Here is a 15,291-nt window from a genome sequence, read left to right as displayed (position 1 = left end):
CGATGAAAAGGGGGAATAATTATGAAAACTATTGGCCTTATTGGCGGAATGAGCTGGGAATCGTCGCTGGAATATTATCGACTCATCAATGAGGAAGTGAAAGCCAAATTGGGAGGATTGCATTCAGCCAAGTGCATTTTATATAGCGTGGATTTTGAAGAAATCGAACGCTATCAAGCTGAAGGCGATTGGGATAGTTCCGGTAAATTATTAGGGGAAGCAGCTCTATCTTTGGAAAAGGCAGGTGCCGAAATGATTGTCATCTGTACAAATACGATGCATAAAGTGGTCGGATATATTGAAGAGAAAGTCAGTTTACCGATTTTACACATTGCTGATTCAACAGCAAAACAAATTCAAAAGTCCAAAATCAGTACGGTTGGTTTACTTGGCACTAAATATACGATGGAGCAAGACTTTTATAAAACAAGAATTGAGTCTAATGGTATCAAGGTTTTGATACCAAATGAAGAGGATAGAAAAGTGATCAATCAAGTAATTTATGAAGAATTATGTTTAGGGGAAATCCAACAATCATCAAGAGATCTTTACAAAAAGGTCATCAAGGGGTTGGTTGATGATGGAGCGGAAGGAATAATATTAGGCTGCACCGAAATTGGATTATTGGTAAAACAAGAGGATTCAGAAGTGCCATTATTTGATACGGCCGTAATCCATGCCGTTGATACTGTTAATATGGCATTGGGAAAATGACTGTGCTTCAAAAAAAGGGTTGCTGCAGCAGCCTTTTTTTTGTGGAGTTAAAGGGGGAAGGTTAGTTCAGAGGGATTTTTAATATGTAACCAAATAAATGGAATGATGTGTTAAAGTTTCACTAAGAGAACTGGGGACTCTGTAAGGGGAGATAAAGGTGAGAAATCTAATATATATATTTATTACTAGTTTGATTTGGATATTATCAGGAACTTTTTTGTTCATCCATAATAGGGGGATGTTGAATGTAAGTCCTTGGGGGATGCACAATTTTGTTAATATAACGATACAACTAGCAGTCATTCTATTACCGGTTATTGGGCTATTTTTGTCCATTCTTATTAAGAAAAGATTCATAAAGTATGTAATGATTTTAGGATGCCTAATAAACATTTATTATCTATCCATCCCATGTATCTTATCCTGGTTACATTACTTTAAGGTCATTTAATCAGGCACAGGAGCTTTTCTTCAATCTTTAAACATTTTCTACAATATTGTGCTGACAGGATAATCCCATGGAAAGTAGACAGCAATGTGGATCAATCAACCGAGACGAGGAGAGAGGATACTATATGCTAATTGAATGTTTTCACCAATGGGCATATGACTTAATCCCTTTATAAATGGTTTGCAAGGGCTTTGAGTAAGGCTCTGTGTACGAATGTAGAGATGATAAAACAAAAGGGGAATAAAAATGAGAGATATGCTTTCCACAAAGCTTAAATCTGTCTTGATTGTCAGCATTATTCTAGGAGGGTTCTTTCTCCTATTGGAACTTCGAACAGGTTTGCCAATCTATTTTATATTCGTGATGGTATATGCCTTCATAGGCAATGTTGTTTACGGGATACCCGTTTCCTTTCTTTCGGATTTTGTAACAATGAAGATCGGAAAGAATCGATTTATTTTCGCATCCTTGTTCTATCTGGTGTTTGGTTTTCTGCCCTCGATATTATTAGGAGAACTCGGAATTTATGCGGTCATCTGCTCTTTGCTTTTCTTCCTATCAGAAGAATGGCAGAGAATGAGAAAACACAACAGGGGGATAAAGCCGGCCAACAAGGTAATGATTACGAACACGCTATCTACCTTTATCTTATTCTCTTTAGCTATATATGGGTCAATGACTGTTTCGGGTCCATTGTTTGAAAAGCATACAAATGAAGTCTATTTCATTCCAAAAGGGTATGAGGGTGAAGTTAGAGTGGTGTACAATATCAAGGATGCTCCAAGACCTAAAAAAAGTGAAGACTTTGATATTTATCGAATGAATGAAAAAGGATACATACTCAGCCCACTTCCTGAAAAAGAAGGGATTATCAATAATCAATATTTTTATATTGATAAAGAAGGAAATAAAGAAAGAATTGATGATTCTTGCATTAATCATGGAGGTTCGGAAGGTGTACAAATAGATGACTACGAGTACTCCAGCACCTATTTTACTGTAACAAATACACATTGCAGTGAAACGTTTACGGTAGATGGAGACCCTGATTTGCCCCGGGGAATCTCGTTAGAAGGGATTATTAAAGAAGAAGGATTGGATAAACCTAAAAACTAAATGGGATTATCTCCTGATTATGATACTTAAATATAGTTCGCTATTTAAAGAGCGGGTGTTTAATTTCAATATTGAGAGCTGCATCGGCAGCTCTTTTAACAGGACGGGTAGTTGAACGATAAATGATATAATACCCCTGTTAAAAGCATATTAAAGGAGACCATTCAAATGGAAAATTGGATTGAATTATCTGCAATAGAATACAAAGAGGTATGGGATAGGATATATAATGAATTTAATTTTGAACCAAGCATATCAAACTTCCCATCTTTTGAAGTACCCAATCCATTTATCACATATGATGTATCCCCGTATTTAAATTGGTCCGGAGATTCAAATACTTATAATGAGATTTACAATGATCTAGAGGATAAGTCATTGCTTGTTTTTCAAGAACTCACACAGAAAAATGAATATATGTATGCGTTAGATTGGCAACATCAAGATTATTGGATAAACCCCCGTATGGAGTTTCCGAAAAGTGAATTTGATGAATGGACAGTACCTATTTTTCCAAACGGTGATTATTACTTTTTTATTCATAAGAATTTTGAATGGGGATTATTGGGACACCCATGGCAAGAAACCATCACTATTTTTGGAAAAGAATTGATAAAGGGTTTTGAAAAATATCACCCGAGAATGTTTCAAAAGAAATTACGTCAGGGATAATGGGCCTTGTTGAATAAACGGGTGCGTAAGCTTAAGATCAGAGCTGACTTTAAGGAAGCTTTTTCTTCTAGGGGCTGTTTAGTTGAATAAGCATTTTACTAATAAAGGGACAGTACCTATTTTTCATGGTATTGTCCCTTTATCCTCCAATCAACCTTAAATCGTTTCGTTTTAAAAACAACAATCTTTACGAAAAGAGCCTTATTAAATGAAGAATGGTGCCTAAACGATATTAATTTTAGATGACAAGGGTGATTAGGAGTTTGAGGTTTTCAAGTATTGTACTATGATAAATTTAATTATTTGAGTTGGGAAGGGTATGGGACAGTGATCATACTCTTACAGAATTACCTAAGGAGTGATAAAATGGCACGTGTTTTATTTATTAATGGTGGATCAGAAGGACATGTCAATCCAACTCTTGGAGTTGTGCAAGAGCTTATTTCGTGTGGAGAAGAGGTAGTGTACTTTACGATAGAAGCTTTTCGAGAGCGTATTGAGAAGACGGGAGCCACTGTACGAACATTTGACGGTGAAAAATTTATAAAAGCTTTTATCTCAGGCGGGAGAAATTATTTACTCGAAAGAATCAACGGTCTTTTACGTACGGCAGATATCGTCATACCTAGCGTTCTTGAACAGATCAAGGGAGAGCATTTTGATTACATCATCCACGATTCCATGTTTGGTTGTGGCCGTTTACTTGCCCAAATCCTTAAGCTTCCTGCAATCAATTCTTGTACTTCTTTTGCGCAGACGAAAGCATCATTCGATAAAATGTTGGAACAGCTTTCTAAAGAAATCCCTACACGTATATACGATGAATTTCAAAGCCTGACGGAGATGGTGAAGGGGAAATATGATGTGGAGATCCATTCTCCTTACGAAGTTTTTTGTAATCCTGCACCACTTACAATCGTTTATACAACTAGAGAATTTCAACCTTTTGGAGAAGCATTCGACCAAACTTACAAATTTGTAGGTCCATCCATCTCTTCACGATTAAAACAGGATGACTTTGACCTTGCTGCTATCAAAGGAAAAAGTCCCATTTACATTTCACTCGGGACAGTTTTTAACCGTGATGTTGATTTTTATAAGCTTTGTTTTGAAGCATTTGGAAATAGCAATCACACGGTTGTAATGTCGATCGGTCAACAAACCCCACTAATTGATTTAGGAGAGATTCCGCAAAACTTCATTGTGAAAAAATATGTTCCACAAACGGAAGTGCTAAAATACACTAAGTTATTTATCACACATGGTGGAATGAATAGTACCAATGAGGGACTCTACTACGGGGTTCCGCTAATTGTAATCCCACAAAGCGCGGATCAGCCAATTATTGCAGAGCAAGTTGCCAATATCGGAGCAGGTATTAAATTACAAATGCAAAGCTTGAATGCAAATCAACTACGTGAGGCCGCAGATCATGTGTTAAACGACCCAACTTTCCATAAAGATGTTTCATATATAAGGGAATCCTTTCAAAAATCGGGTGGATATCACAAAGCTGTTGAAGAGATTTTTGAATTTAAAAGTCAATATGATATCTAAATGTAAAAATTTCCCATCTTTTATTATCGGTGACATATAAAAGGTTTTGAAAAACATCAACCGAGAATGTTTCAAAAGATATTACGTCGGGGATCATTTAAACCTTGTTAAACTAACAGGTGCTTTAGCTGATGATCGGAGCTGTCTTTAAGGCAGCTTTTTCTTTATGCAACTATCAGGCTGATTTGCGGTGGCATATAAAGGTATTGTCCTTTTTACATAGAATGTTTTAAGAGAATGGCATGTGAATAAATGGGGGACATATATGGATATTTGTTTTATTGGCGGCGGAAATCAGACGAATAATGAATTAGGTGAAGTGTTCCTGGAACTGTCAAAAATGATTAAACCTGAAGCTAAGCTTTTGATAATCCCTTTTGCAACCGACAATTCCAGGTATGAAAGTTGGATGGCAAGTATTAAACAAGCCTTTTCAATAATGGACAATGTAAGTATTGAATTATTAAACGAAGACCTTTCGGACACTGAAATGAAAAGTTCTATAATCGAACATGATATTCTTTATTTTATTGGTGGAAAGCCAGAAAGGTTGATCCATGTAATAGAGGAAAAAGGACTTGCCCCAATTATCAAAGACTTTCAAGGTTTAATCATTGGATATAGTGCGGAGTCATTAGCTTTCTGCAAGGATTGCATAATAACAAAAGATAAAGACTATCCAGAAACGATAGTGATCAAGGGCTTGGGGTTAGTCGGATTTAGTGTTGAGGTCCATTACGAGGATAATATAGATGGAGAATTAATTCCCCTATCAAATGAACGAAAGATATATGCAATACCGAATGGAAGTGCAATTTTCTCCAAGAATGGGGAACCATTTAAAGTTACAAACGATATCTATTCTTTTCAAAATATGAAAAAGGGGATTGTGAACTTCCAAGTCATAAAAACAAATGCAGGTTGGCGGGGGACTGAAGGAATTGGTTGAAACTGGACAGGCCAGCTTTAAAGGCTAATAGTCGTTAGTGCAGTTTGTAGACAAGAGGGAGTTCGGTCCCGAAACCCAGTTTTAAAGCAAGACTAAGTTAAACTTTTTGTTTTTTTACTTTGGCTGTTTTCGTAAAGTTTGTTGTTTTGGATAGAGGGATAGTATGGTTTGTGATGAATAAATTAGTGAGTAATCTATTTAAGGAGTGATTAAATGACATATGTTTTTTCTCTATTCATTATTTTTGTAATAGGCTTTGTTTGTTATCGGATGATTAAAAAGAAATCAATACCTTCAAATAGATACACACCTTATGATGACATCACAATGGGAATTAAAGATGACGATATACAACAAGATAATCCAATACATGATACCAAGCATCATATTCAATATGAAGAGAAATCAAATGACGACAAGACCGTTTAAAGCGGTCTTTTATTATGAACAACATTTCAACAGGAGTGCAGTTCGAGAAGGCAACAATGTATGTGAACAGCCTTTACTTATAAAACCCTCATTGGATTGAAGAAATTTGCTAGCCAAGACCCCACAGACGCTACTTTGATGAGACTTGGCAAGTTGGCGGATAGGGAGCGAATTTCTGAAATCAACTGGAACGTTTTTTTAAAACTGCAGACAAACTCAATTATTACCGAGTTTGCCTGCAGTCTGAGGCCAATAGACTAGCCAATGATAAGCTCTCCATTTTAACTGGAGAGCTTTTTCGGAAGGTATTTTTATATATTGACAATTCCTTTTGGATTGGTAATATTTACTTTATTGTTACGTTAATACCGGATGTGATTTTTAATAGAAGGCGGTTAAATTATGGATGGGAAAAGCATTTACGATGAGTTTAATAAACTGATAGAAAGTGGGCAATATCGCAAATTGGTCATTTTATCATGACTAACTTTATGTACATATTTTGTTTATTAGTATGGGGACTTAATTTTATTGCCGTTAAGATTCAAGGTACACCTGTAAGTTTAGAATTATCTTTAACATATCGTTTAGGTTTGACGGCCATCCTATTTTTCATTTTATTGTGCATTCTTAGACCTAAAGGAAAACCAAAGAAAAAGGATGTTCCATTTATTATTTTGTTTGGAACTTGTAATTTTGCTTTAAGCTATTTATGCCTTTATTACGCCACTATCTTAAGTTCAGCGGCCATGGTTACTTTAATATTTTCATTGAAAGTCATTTTAACACCCATTGCCCTTCGTGTTTTTTTGAAGGAGCCATTACATTCACGTATCTTAATTGGTGGGATAATTGGTGTGCTGGCTGTTTGTATTGTTATTTACCCGAGTTTAAATAATGTTCATGGATTCAATGATATAAAGGGTATCATGATGGCTGTTCTTGGTACCCTCCTTACTGCATTGGGCGATGCAAGTTCAGCTAGAAATGCCAGGAAGAAAGTAAACCCAATCTATGCTAATGCACTTGGATTTGCGGTAGGAGGAATTCTTTTAGCGGCAATTGTGTTCATTCAAGGACAAGCAGTCACTTTACCGACATCTATTACCTATTTATCTGCTTTGTTCTATTTAACTATATTCGCTTCCTTTGGAGCTTGGCTATTCTACCTCAAGCTTGTAGAAAAAATAGGCGGGGCGAAAAGTGGATACATGGTTGCCCTTTTTCCGGCAATTGGAGGTATAGCTTCAGTGATGATCGGTGAATCAGAACCATCGATTTTCCTGGGAGCTGGCTGTCTTTTCAGTTGTTTAGGTGCCGCTATTGCATTAGGTTTTGGTATGAATATTGGTAAAAGTAACTTGAAAGAAGAAATTTAGATCGATTTACAGAGAGGGATGGGACAATGGAAAGTAAATGGTCAAATGAAATGAAAGTAGCGCAAATCCGGGTTGCACGTCCTACTGATCAGCTTAAAAAGGTTGTAAGCTTCTATTGTGAAGGATTGGGCTTGAAAAAAATCGGGTCTTTTGAAGATCATGAAGGATATGACGGCATCATGATTGGGCTTCCAGATACCAGCTATCATCTGGAGTTTACCCAGCATAAAGATGGCAGTCCTTGTCCTGCCCCATCAAAGGATAATCTGCTTGTCTTTTATATTCCTGAACGTAAAGCCATTGAGAAAATCACGAATAGATTGAAAGGTATGGGCTATCAACCGGTTTCTCCAGAAAATCCATATTGGGAGAAATCAGGTGTTACCATTGAAGATCCGGATGGTTGGAGAATAGTTTTAATGAATTCACCCGGCATAGGAAATTAAATTTCGATTTAGCAATGTAAATGAAAACGACCGAAAAGCACCATGCTTTTCGGTCGTTTGGGGTTCATGAGGACATTGTTATCCCGCCATTGATGTGAATGCACTGCCCCGTTATATAAGCACCTTCATCAGATGCCAGCAGCACATATGCGCCTGCATGGTCAGCCGGTTGCCCAGGGCGGCCAAGCGGTGCCTCGGTACCGAACTCGGCTACGGATTGTTCGTCGAACGTCGCCGGGATGAGCGGAGTCCAAATCGGGCCTGGTGCCACCATATTGACCCGGATCCCTTTTTTAGCCACATTCTGTGCAAGGCTGCGTGTGAATCCGACGATTGCCCCTTTTGTCGCTGTATAATCCATCAGTGTTGCATGTCCTCTATATGGGTTGATCGATGTTGTGTTGATGACTGAATTACCTTGTTTCATATGAGGAACCGCGTGCTTGCTCATGTAAAAAACTGAATAAATATTGGTGCGGAACGTTTTGTCCCATTGCTCGTCCGTGATATCCTCAATGTTTTCCGTCGGAAATTGCACCGCTGCATTATTGACGAGGATGTCCAGCTTTCCAAACTCGTCCAACGTCTTCGTAATCAATTCCTTACAATTCGCCTCCACGGAAACGTCACTTGGAAGCAAGAGGCAGCGAACGCCTTCCGCTTCAATCAGCTGCTTCGTTTCCTCGGCATCACCGTGCTCATCTAAATAATTCACAACCACATGGGCGCCTTCCTTTGCATAAGCGATGGCAACCGCACGTCCGATGCCGCTATCTCCGCCTGTTATCAAGGCAACGCGGTCCTTTAGCTTACCGCTTCCTATATAATCCTTTGGCTGAATCGGAAGTGGATTCATCTCAGATTCAATGCCAGGCTGTCTTTCCTGTGTTTGTCCGGGCTGACCGTTTTTTTGCTGTTCATATATATTCAAAGAAAATCTCCTCCTCTTAAACTATTGATCTAGTCATACTTTAGCCGTAAAAAAGTACGGTTAAACATCATGATTCCGATCGATTAATTTTGCAAACGATTACAACAATATCGAAGCAAGAAAGGAATTACGGCGTTGGAAGTTGAAATACATGCTAATAAAACTTTCAGGGGTGTTAATGTGAATTCGATAGAAACAATACAAGAATTAACCAATAAAGAACAATGGTTAGAAGCCTTTCCAATCATGAATCAGCTGCGTACTGACTTAACTCAAAAAACATATCTGGAGTTACTTGAAGAAATGAAGAAAGATGGGTACCGTTTGCTTGCTTTATATAAGGATAACCAGGTTGTATCCTTGGCTGGTTTAAGCTGGAGAGTGAACTTTTATAATAAACGTCACGTATTTATTTATGACCTTGTAACAGATTCTGCCCACCGTTCATTTGGATATGGAGAGAAGTTATTGAATTATTTACATGACTGGGCAAAAGAAAACGGAGCTGCCTATGTGGCATTGGAATCTGGAATCCGGCGAAACGATGCCCACCGTTTCTATGAAGAGAAATTGGATTATGATAAATGGTGCTACTCATTTAGAAAAACGCTGTAAGTGGAAAAAGCTGAGTAATCAGCTTTTTTTATGTTGGGGAACAAAAGTAGTAATGAAGTGAATGTAAGACACATCGTCCACTATGTGGTGAAACTCACGAGTAAAGGCGTGGAATTCACGAGTAAAAGTGTGAAATTCACGAGTAAATGCTTAAAACTCACGAGTAAAACGCTGAAATTCACGAGTAAATCGGCTAAATTCACGAGTAAATTGCTGCAACTCACGAGTAAAGGTGTGAAATACACGAGTAAATGCTTAAAACTCACGAGTAAACAGGCTAAATACACTAGTAAACGCCGATTCATGAGTGAAAGTGGAATTCACGAGTCAATTTTCTGTATTTTGGCTTGTTTCAATACAATTGAAGAGATTGAAGAAGGCAATAATTTTGCTTTCATAGGCAATTATTGGTGCTGGCGGATTTTGTTCATCAAAATCAAATATTCATCATTTTTACAACTGTAAATTCATTCTTTATCTGAAAAGATCTATTTGAACATTTTTGTAATGATTTATTTAGCCTTGGACATACTTAATTAAGATATCAAAAAGTAACATTCATTTAAGGAGGAAACCCAATGGCTAACGATAATATACAAATGAAAATGGAGCATATTTGGCAGGATACATGTGGATCATGGGAAAACTGTACCGAAGCCACAATTCAGTCATTCTTGGCGAAATCGCAAGAAAGCAATATAGACCCGCAATATTGCATGAGCTGGGTGGAACAGCATAAAGCCCAAATACCAGAGTGGGATGCCGTTTCAAAAGTGTCGCTTGACTGGGTTAATCAACATACCTCAACGGGTTCACCCATTTCAATCAAGGATGATTATTAAAAAGATATACTCTTCTGCTTATGATTGGTTCGAACTCTACTATGTTTAAGAGGTGAAGACAGTTGTCAAATAATGAGGAACAAAACGGTAAGTCAAATCGTCGGGATCCAGATTACAAAGTTAATGCTTGGGATGAAATGAATGGTGAAGATAAATTTGTACAATCAGCCATCCAAGAGGAATTCAATAATCCAGTAATCGAAGAAACGATCTTGAAGTTCAATAAAATTGCGAATGAAGAAGAAACGGAAACTTGATTTTGGACGCGCCCTATAGGGCGCTTTTTTTTTGAAGTATGAAAAAGCAAGAGCTTTTCGTTGGATACCTCTTTCACCGGGTACCTTGGAATTCAGGATTTGTTTTGTATACGCAGTGAAATCGCTGAGATGATTCACTACGATTTGTTCTAAAATGTCTAAATTAATGTTTTGGTCATCATGAACAGCAATGTTCTAAATCCAACCATAGCTTTTAAGCGCCTAGCTATATCTTCATCAATAACCGAATGGTCCTTCAGCATATCAAAAGCATCCCTGCTTGATTTTTGATCAGCTACAATATGCATGGCCAGGTCAATCGAGGATTCGCATGTGCGTTGTATATTAAGGATGATGGAAGTCCTTTAGGCTTTCTGGATACAACCTTAACGCGGTTCATGCAACGCTCGATTACACTGGTCTTGTTCAAAATCACATCATTCTCCGTAAATGGACCCACTTTCCTCTGTTTTTTTAAAGATAATTTCACGCTCCTCATTCAATTTAGCGTACTGGCCACAAAAAAATCCTATGAAAAATATGGATTCATTTAGGGTGGCCGAAGAGCCCTGTTTCAGGGAAGGGAGCAAAATCCAGGATTTATAAAAAAGAATGATATACAAATAAAGGGAAAAGGCATTTTGGTATCGTATAAAGCATAGTATAAATCGTTTTTATTTTTGGCTCTTTTCGTAAAAAAAATTTTTGTTTTTAAAACGAAACGATTTATGGTTGATTGGAGCGCAAGTGCGAGACTCTTGGGGGAGCAGCGGGACAGGTGAGACCCCACAGGCGTTTACGCCGAGGAGGCTCACCGCCCGCCCCGCGGAAAGCGAGCATCTGGAGGGGAAATCAACCACACCGCATTACTTGTTAAATCGCAACAAAGTATGCGAAAGCAGCCTTTTTTTTAGCAATATCATTAAGGAGTGAAGATCATGGAAGCATCGGTAGAGCAGATTTTTTCTGTGGAATTGGTGAAATTGGCCGGGCATTTTTTTCAAGTGAATTCTAAGGATCCACTAAAACTTGGAGATGCAGAGAACTATGTATTTGAGGTTTACAGGGATGGAACGCCATACATTTTAAGAATGACACATCAATCGCATCGTACAAAAGGTCAAGTCCTTGCTGAGTTAAAATGGATTGAATATTTACAGAATAATAGTTGTGAGATTCCTAAAGTTCTCTCTTCGAAAGAAAATAACTTAGTTGAAATTGTAAAGGGTTCGGATGGTACGGAATTTTATTGTTGCCTGTTTGAAAAAGCTCCTGGTGTAAGGATGAAAGTCACCGATGAAAATTTCGATGAACCTTTATTTTTTGAATGGGGAAGAACGATTGGCCAAATGCATAAACAAACAAAAAATTATCAGCCTGAAACAAAATATAGAAGGCTGGATTGGCATGAAGAGGAACTATTGAATGCCGAACTCTACCAATCCGATGTTCCAGAGCAATTGATGCACCAACAAGAATTAATCAAGAAGAATTTAGATGCCCTTCCAGTTCATCAAGATAATTTTGGATTGATCCATTCTGATATACATAACGGCAACTTCCATTTTCATGAGGGGAAGATTCATGTTTTTGACTTTGATGACTGCTCTTATCACTGGTTTGCCAGCGATTTGGCCATCCCTCTGTACTATCTGATATGGAGCTTGGAACGTGAAGGGATAAAAGGGCTTGATGAATATGCCGCCAAATTCATGAGAGCATTCATAAAAGGCTATGAGACGGAAAATATCCTGGCACCTGAAGCATACGAATCGATTCCTCTATTTTTAAAGTTAAGGGATCTAACGTTATATAATTTTTTTCATAAAAAGTATGATTTGAAGAATGCGGATGGTCAATTATTCAAAACCGTGAAAAAGATCGAACAAAGAATCATCGATGGCCGTCCTATTGTTCACTTCGATCCGAACATGGTTCATTAAGGGGGATTGGAATGTCAGAAATGAAAAATCACATCATTCGGACTGGTGAATTGGCGGATGCGGAAGCGGTTTTGGATGTACAGAATTCCGTTATTTCCGAAGGAGAGTATTTTATTGCGGTATCGGAGGAGTTCAATAAAACACCAGAACAACAAAGGGATTGGATACGAACGTTATTGAAAAATGAACGGGATACCATCATCGTGGCCGAAATAAATGGTGAGGTCATTGGATGGATCGTGTTTCAATCGGAAAATAGGAAGAGAATGTCTCACAAGGGCTCATTTGGAATGATGATCAGGAAAAATTACAGAGGGAAAGGAATGGGAAAGGAGCTTTTAAAAGCGTTATTGGAATGGGCAGAGGCAAATCCGTTCATTGAAAAGGTGAGCTTGGGAGTATTTTCAACAAATCAGCGGGCAATATCACTGTATAAAAAGATGGGATTTGTTGAAGAGGGCCGTAAAATAAAGGAATTCAAGATGAGCGAACGTGAATACGTCGATGATATTATCATGTACAAAATGGTTTGATAAAGACCAAAAGAGCATGAATGGATTGAATACATGCTCTTTCGGTTTGGTTATGTATCTATTTTTATACGAAAACGCTGTTTATGTTAGGCATCATCTAATTACTTTCACGTTCACTTGCTTTCTTCCCCACGTTAAAGCATCCGCTTCACCCGCGATGAATACATCGATTCTGTTTCCTTTGATGGCGCCGCCCGTATCTGCAGCAATTGCTCGTCCATAGCCTTCGACTTCAACGATGGAGCCTAGCGGAATCACGTTAGGATCGACTGCTATCAGTTTGGCATCATCATATTTTTTTAGGTCAACGCCCATTCTTGTAGTGCCTGAGCATCCCTGGCAGCTCGCTGTATATGCTGTACTTGTTACTGTTATTTCTTTAACGGCAGAGCTTGCTGAACTTGCTCTTTCTTTTAATTTACTGAAGGTCCGTGCACCGGCGATTCCATCAGCGGATAATCCCTTTTGCTTTTGAAAGTTGATGACGGCTTGCTTTGTACCTGTTCCATAAATGCCATCGATAGTTGATGTGTAAACGTCCCAGGCCTTCAATAATCTTTGCAGTTCAGCTACAGGTCTTCCCATATCCCCGCTTTTTAGTACCTGTATTTTCTGATTCGTTTGTGTTCCTGCTATTCCATCGACTTTCAGTCCTGATTTTTCCTGATACTTCTTTACGGATTCTTTTGTAATCGGTCCGAAGTTACCTGTTGCTTCATGATAGGGAAAAACCCCTTTTGTCAGTAATAATTCTTGTAAGTCTTTAACATCACTATTACTCATTCCAAATGAAAGTGTGCGATCCAAAGCAGCGGCTTCGCCTTTTGTTGGCATGCAAACTCCTAGAATGAATACAGAAGCCGTTAGGATTGTTAATAAAATTTTCTTCATGTTTATCCTCCTCGTTGTTTCCTGCAATTAAACCATTCGTTAAACTATCACTCTTTTAGGCGCAGTTAAGGAAAAACACCGCGAAGGCACTAAGTAATTGTTAAAACATGTAACATATAAAAAAGAAATGAGGCGGACATCGGGTTACCATATCCTTAGTGATTAACTAATTATGGAAAATAATCAAGCTTCCCGTGAAACGAACGGAACCGTTTGGTTGAACAAGGGAATTCATTCATGTACGTTTATGTTAATAGAAATTCCATATCAAGGTTAATGGAGGAAATCGTTATGATTAAAGCAGTTATTTTCGACTTTGATGGTTTAATTTTAGATACAGAAACGGCTTGGTATGAGGCTTATAAAGAAACGATGGCTTTTTATAAATCTGATTTGCCTCTCGAACATTTCGTAAAATGTATCGGAACGGATAATACTGAACTTAATCAGTACTTCAAGGATCAGCTGGGGGAAAGTTGTAATATTGAAGAAATTGAATCCAGAGCAAAAAGCCTTCATGAAGTCAAAATGAAAACATCACAGGCACGTGAAGGAGTAAAAGATTATTTAGAAGAAGCAAAAAACAATGGATATAAAATCGCCCTCGCTTCAAGCTCGACGAAAGAGTGGGTCACTCATCATTTGGGGGAACTTGGACTGTTAAACTATTTTGAAGTTCTTATCACAGGGGATGATGTTGAAAAAGTAAAACCTGCGCCTGATTTATATGTAAAGGCAATTGAAGTTCTAGGCACTCGGCCCACAGAAGCCGTAGCATTCGAAGATTCGTTAAATGGGCTTCAAGCGGCCCTGACTGCAGGATTAAAGTGTGTAATCGTTCCTAATCCCGTTACGGAAGCTTTAGCTTTTGAAAATCATCATTTACGCCTCCGATCCATGATGGATAAGAGCTTGTCTGAAGTTATCAAACATATTGACCCATAAGCTTTCGAAGGGAATTATAGTATGATAAAGGAATGAAACCACGCCGAAGATGGCAGAGTCTTCGGTTTTTCCGGTTTTTAATGAATTGGTGCGGGGGGTGACATTATGGGATTGCAAACCAATGACGAAGGAGTCCGGCTGCGGGAGGTCAAGGAGAGTGATCTACCTATCTTTTTCGAGCAGCAACTGGATCCTGCCGCAAACTATATGGCTGCTTTCACATCCAAGGACCCAACAGACAAAATGGCTTTTTTGACACATTGGAAGAACATCTTATCGACGGGATATTCAAAAAATGACCATAATCCACAACGGATGTGTTGCGGGCAGCATTCTCAGGTTTGAACAATTTGGTAACCCTGAAGTGAGTTATTGGATCGGGAAGCAATATTGGGGTAAGGGAATCGCTACAGAAGCACTGCTCAATTTTTTGCCGAAAATAAAAGTCCGCCCTCTTTATGCCCGCGCAGCCAAGGATAATCTCGCATCCATCAAGGTTCTGGAAAAATGCGGATTTGAAAGATTCGATGAAGACAAAGGGTATTCCCATGCAAGAGGGGAAGAGGTTGAAGAATTCATTTTGAAACTTGAATCAGGAAACCCCGGTTAAGATAAGAATAT

Annotated in this window: 17 protein-coding genes and 2 pseudogenes; 16 read left to right on the top strand and 3 right to left on the bottom strand. The window is 38.3% G+C overall.

The window, feature by feature from the left end; all coding sequences use genetic code 11:
• Window positions 1-21 precede the first annotated feature (21 nt).
• The 8 genes from JNUCC41_RS04475 to JNUCC41_RS04440 all read left to right on the top strand — a co-directional run bounded on the left by JNUCC41_RS04475 (window position 22) and on the right by JNUCC41_RS04440 (window position 7,713).
• Complete coding sequence (locus JNUCC41_RS04475) at window positions 22-714, top strand: aspartate/glutamate racemase family protein (RefSeq protein WP_192206562.1); 693 nt, start codon at window positions 22-24, stop codon at window positions 712-714.
• 697 nt (window positions 715-1,411) lie between these two features.
• Window positions 1,412-2,281 carry a DUF6843 domain-containing protein gene (locus JNUCC41_RS04470; RefSeq protein WP_192206561.1) on the top strand — a complete coding sequence of 290 codons (870 nt, stop codon included), beginning with the start codon at window positions 1,412-1,414 and terminating at the stop codon, window positions 2,279-2,281.
• 168 nt (window positions 2,282-2,449) lie between these two features.
• Entirely contained in the window at window positions 2,450-2,953 is a 504-nt protein-coding gene (locus JNUCC41_RS04465; RefSeq protein ID WP_192206560.1) for a DUF2716 domain-containing protein, read from the top strand.
• Window positions 2,954-3,319: 366 nt separating this feature from the next.
• Window positions 3,320-4,510, top strand: a complete 1,191-nt coding sequence (locus tag JNUCC41_RS04460) for a macrolide family glycosyltransferase (RefSeq protein WP_192206559.1) — start codon at window positions 3,320-3,322, stop codon at window positions 4,508-4,510.
• Between the two features lie 265 nt (window positions 4,511-4,775).
• A complete protein-coding gene (locus JNUCC41_RS04455; RefSeq protein WP_192206558.1) occupies window positions 4,776-5,459 on the top strand; it encodes a Type 1 glutamine amidotransferase-like domain-containing protein in 684 nt (227 codons plus the stop codon).
• A gap of 213 nt (window positions 5,460-5,672) precedes the next feature.
• A complete protein-coding gene (locus JNUCC41_RS04450; RefSeq protein WP_192206557.1) occupies window positions 5,673-5,888 on the top strand; it encodes a DUF3951 domain-containing protein in 216 nt (71 codons plus the stop codon).
• Between the two features lie 479 nt (window positions 5,889-6,367).
• Complete coding sequence (locus JNUCC41_RS04445; protein WP_192206556.1) at window positions 6,368-7,267, top strand: DMT family transporter; 900 nt, start codon at window positions 6,368-6,370, stop codon at window positions 7,265-7,267.
• Window positions 7,268-7,293: 26 nt separating this feature from the next.
• Window positions 7,294-7,713: a VOC family protein gene (locus JNUCC41_RS04440; protein WP_192206555.1), complete on the top strand. Its 420-nt coding sequence runs from the start codon at window positions 7,294-7,296 to the stop codon at window positions 7,711-7,713.
• 64 nt (window positions 7,714-7,777) lie between these two features.
• On the opposite strand, the gene JNUCC41_RS04435 is transcribed toward JNUCC41_RS04440, so the two are convergent.
• Window positions 7,778-8,644, bottom strand: coding sequence for an SDR family oxidoreductase (locus JNUCC41_RS04435; RefSeq protein ID WP_192206554.1), 867 nt, complete (start codon window positions 8,642-8,644; stop codon window positions 7,778-7,780).
• A gap of 180 nt (window positions 8,645-8,824) precedes the next feature.
• On the opposite strand from JNUCC41_RS04435, the gene JNUCC41_RS04430 reads away from it, so the two are divergent.
• From JNUCC41_RS04430 to JNUCC41_RS04415, 4 genes are all read left to right on the top strand, one after another.
• The gene (locus JNUCC41_RS04430; protein WP_228467538.1) at window positions 8,825-9,259 is read left to right on the top strand and encodes a GNAT family N-acetyltransferase; all 435 of its coding nucleotides are present in this window, start codon (window positions 8,825-8,827) and stop codon (window positions 9,257-9,259) included.
• A 57-nt stretch (window positions 9,260-9,316) separates the two neighbouring features.
• Complete coding sequence (locus JNUCC41_RS04425; RefSeq protein WP_192206553.1) at window positions 9,317-9,724, top strand: hypothetical protein; 408 nt, start codon at window positions 9,317-9,319, stop codon at window positions 9,722-9,724.
• 113 nt (window positions 9,725-9,837) lie between these two features.
• Complete coding sequence (locus JNUCC41_RS04420) at window positions 9,838-10,101, top strand: hypothetical protein (protein ID WP_192206552.1); 264 nt, start codon at window positions 9,838-9,840, stop codon at window positions 10,099-10,101.
• A 62-nt stretch (window positions 10,102-10,163) separates the two neighbouring features.
• On the top strand, window positions 10,164-10,358 hold the full coding sequence (locus JNUCC41_RS04415; protein WP_192208359.1) for a hypothetical protein: 195 nt from the start codon (window positions 10,164-10,166) through the stop codon (window positions 10,356-10,358).
• A 93-nt stretch (window positions 10,359-10,451) separates the two neighbouring features.
• Here the strand turns inward: JNUCC41_RS04415 and hepT are convergent.
• Window positions 10,452-10,758, bottom strand: a pseudogene (gene hepT / locus JNUCC41_RS04410) (type VII toxin-antitoxin system HepT family RNase toxin); the annotation flags it as partial.
• 538 nt (window positions 10,759-11,296) lie between these two features.
• Here hepT and JNUCC41_RS04405 point away from each other — a divergent pair.
• The gene (locus JNUCC41_RS04405; RefSeq protein ID WP_192206551.1) at window positions 11,297-12,301 is read left to right on the top strand and encodes a phosphotransferase enzyme family protein; all 1,005 of its coding nucleotides are present in this window, start codon (window positions 11,297-11,299) and stop codon (window positions 12,299-12,301) included.
• 11 nt (window positions 12,302-12,312) lie between these two features.
• A complete protein-coding gene (locus JNUCC41_RS04400) occupies window positions 12,313-12,834 on the top strand; it encodes a GNAT family N-acetyltransferase (RefSeq protein WP_192206550.1) in 522 nt (173 codons plus the stop codon).
• Between the two features lie 93 nt (window positions 12,835-12,927).
• Here JNUCC41_RS04400 and JNUCC41_RS04395 read toward each other — a convergent pair whose 3' ends face one another.
• On the bottom strand, window positions 12,928-13,725 hold the full coding sequence (locus JNUCC41_RS04395) for a peptidoglycan-binding protein (RefSeq protein WP_192206549.1): 798 nt from the start codon (window positions 13,723-13,725) through the stop codon (window positions 12,928-12,930).
• A gap of 291 nt (window positions 13,726-14,016) precedes the next feature.
• Here JNUCC41_RS04395 and JNUCC41_RS04390 point away from each other — a divergent pair, with 291 nt between their 5' ends.
• On the top strand, window positions 14,017-14,670 hold the full coding sequence (locus JNUCC41_RS04390) for an HAD family hydrolase (RefSeq protein ID WP_192206548.1): 654 nt from the start codon (window positions 14,017-14,019) through the stop codon (window positions 14,668-14,670).
• Between the two features lie 105 nt (window positions 14,671-14,775).
• Window positions 14,776-15,280 (top strand): annotated as a pseudogene (locus tag JNUCC41_RS04385) (GNAT family N-acetyltransferase).
• Window positions 15,281-15,291: the final 11 nt, after the last annotated feature.

Source organism: Brevibacillus sp. JNUCC-41 (assembly GCF_014844095.1).
GTDB lineage: Bacteria > Bacillota > Bacilli > Bacillales > DSM-1321 > Peribacillus > Peribacillus aracenensis.
Note: the sequence above shows the minus strand (reverse complement) of the source record. Positions and strands in the feature narration are given on the sequence as shown.

Coding starts and splice junctions, on each gene's coding strand:
- JNUCC41_RS04475 (WP_192206562.1), top strand. CDS start 22: ATGAAAACTATTGGCCTTATTGGCGGAATGAGCTGGGAATCGTCGCTG.
- JNUCC41_RS04470 (WP_192206561.1), top strand. CDS start 1,412: ATGAGAGATATGCTTTCCACAAAGCTTAAATCTGTCTTGATTGTCAGC.
- JNUCC41_RS04465 (WP_192206560.1), top strand. CDS start 2,450: ATGGAAAATTGGATTGAATTATCTGCAATAGAATACAAAGAGGTATGG.
- JNUCC41_RS04460 (WP_192206559.1), top strand. CDS start 3,320: ATGGCACGTGTTTTATTTATTAATGGTGGATCAGAAGGACATGTCAAT.
- JNUCC41_RS04455 (WP_192206558.1), top strand. CDS start 4,776: ATGGATATTTGTTTTATTGGCGGCGGAAATCAGACGAATAATGAATTA.
- JNUCC41_RS04450 (WP_192206557.1), top strand. CDS start 5,673: ATGACATATGTTTTTTCTCTATTCATTATTTTTGTAATAGGCTTTGTT.
- JNUCC41_RS04445 (WP_192206556.1), top strand. CDS start 6,368: ATGACTAACTTTATGTACATATTTTGTTTATTAGTATGGGGACTTAAT.
- JNUCC41_RS04440 (WP_192206555.1), top strand. CDS start 7,294: ATGGAAAGTAAATGGTCAAATGAAATGAAAGTAGCGCAAATCCGGGTT.
- JNUCC41_RS04420 (WP_192206552.1), top strand. CDS start 9,838: ATGGCTAACGATAATATACAAATGAAAATGGAGCATATTTGGCAGGAT.
- JNUCC41_RS04405 (WP_192206551.1), top strand. CDS start 11,297: ATGGAAGCATCGGTAGAGCAGATTTTTTCTGTGGAATTGGTGAAATTG.
- JNUCC41_RS04400 (WP_192206550.1), top strand. CDS start 12,313: ATGTCAGAAATGAAAAATCACATCATTCGGACTGGTGAATTGGCGGAT.
- JNUCC41_RS04395 (WP_192206549.1), bottom strand. CDS start 13,725: ATGAAGAAAATTTTATTAACAATCCTAACGGCTTCTGTATTCATTCTA.
- JNUCC41_RS04390 (WP_192206548.1), top strand. CDS start 14,017: ATGATTAAAGCAGTTATTTTCGACTTTGATGGTTTAATTTTAGATACA.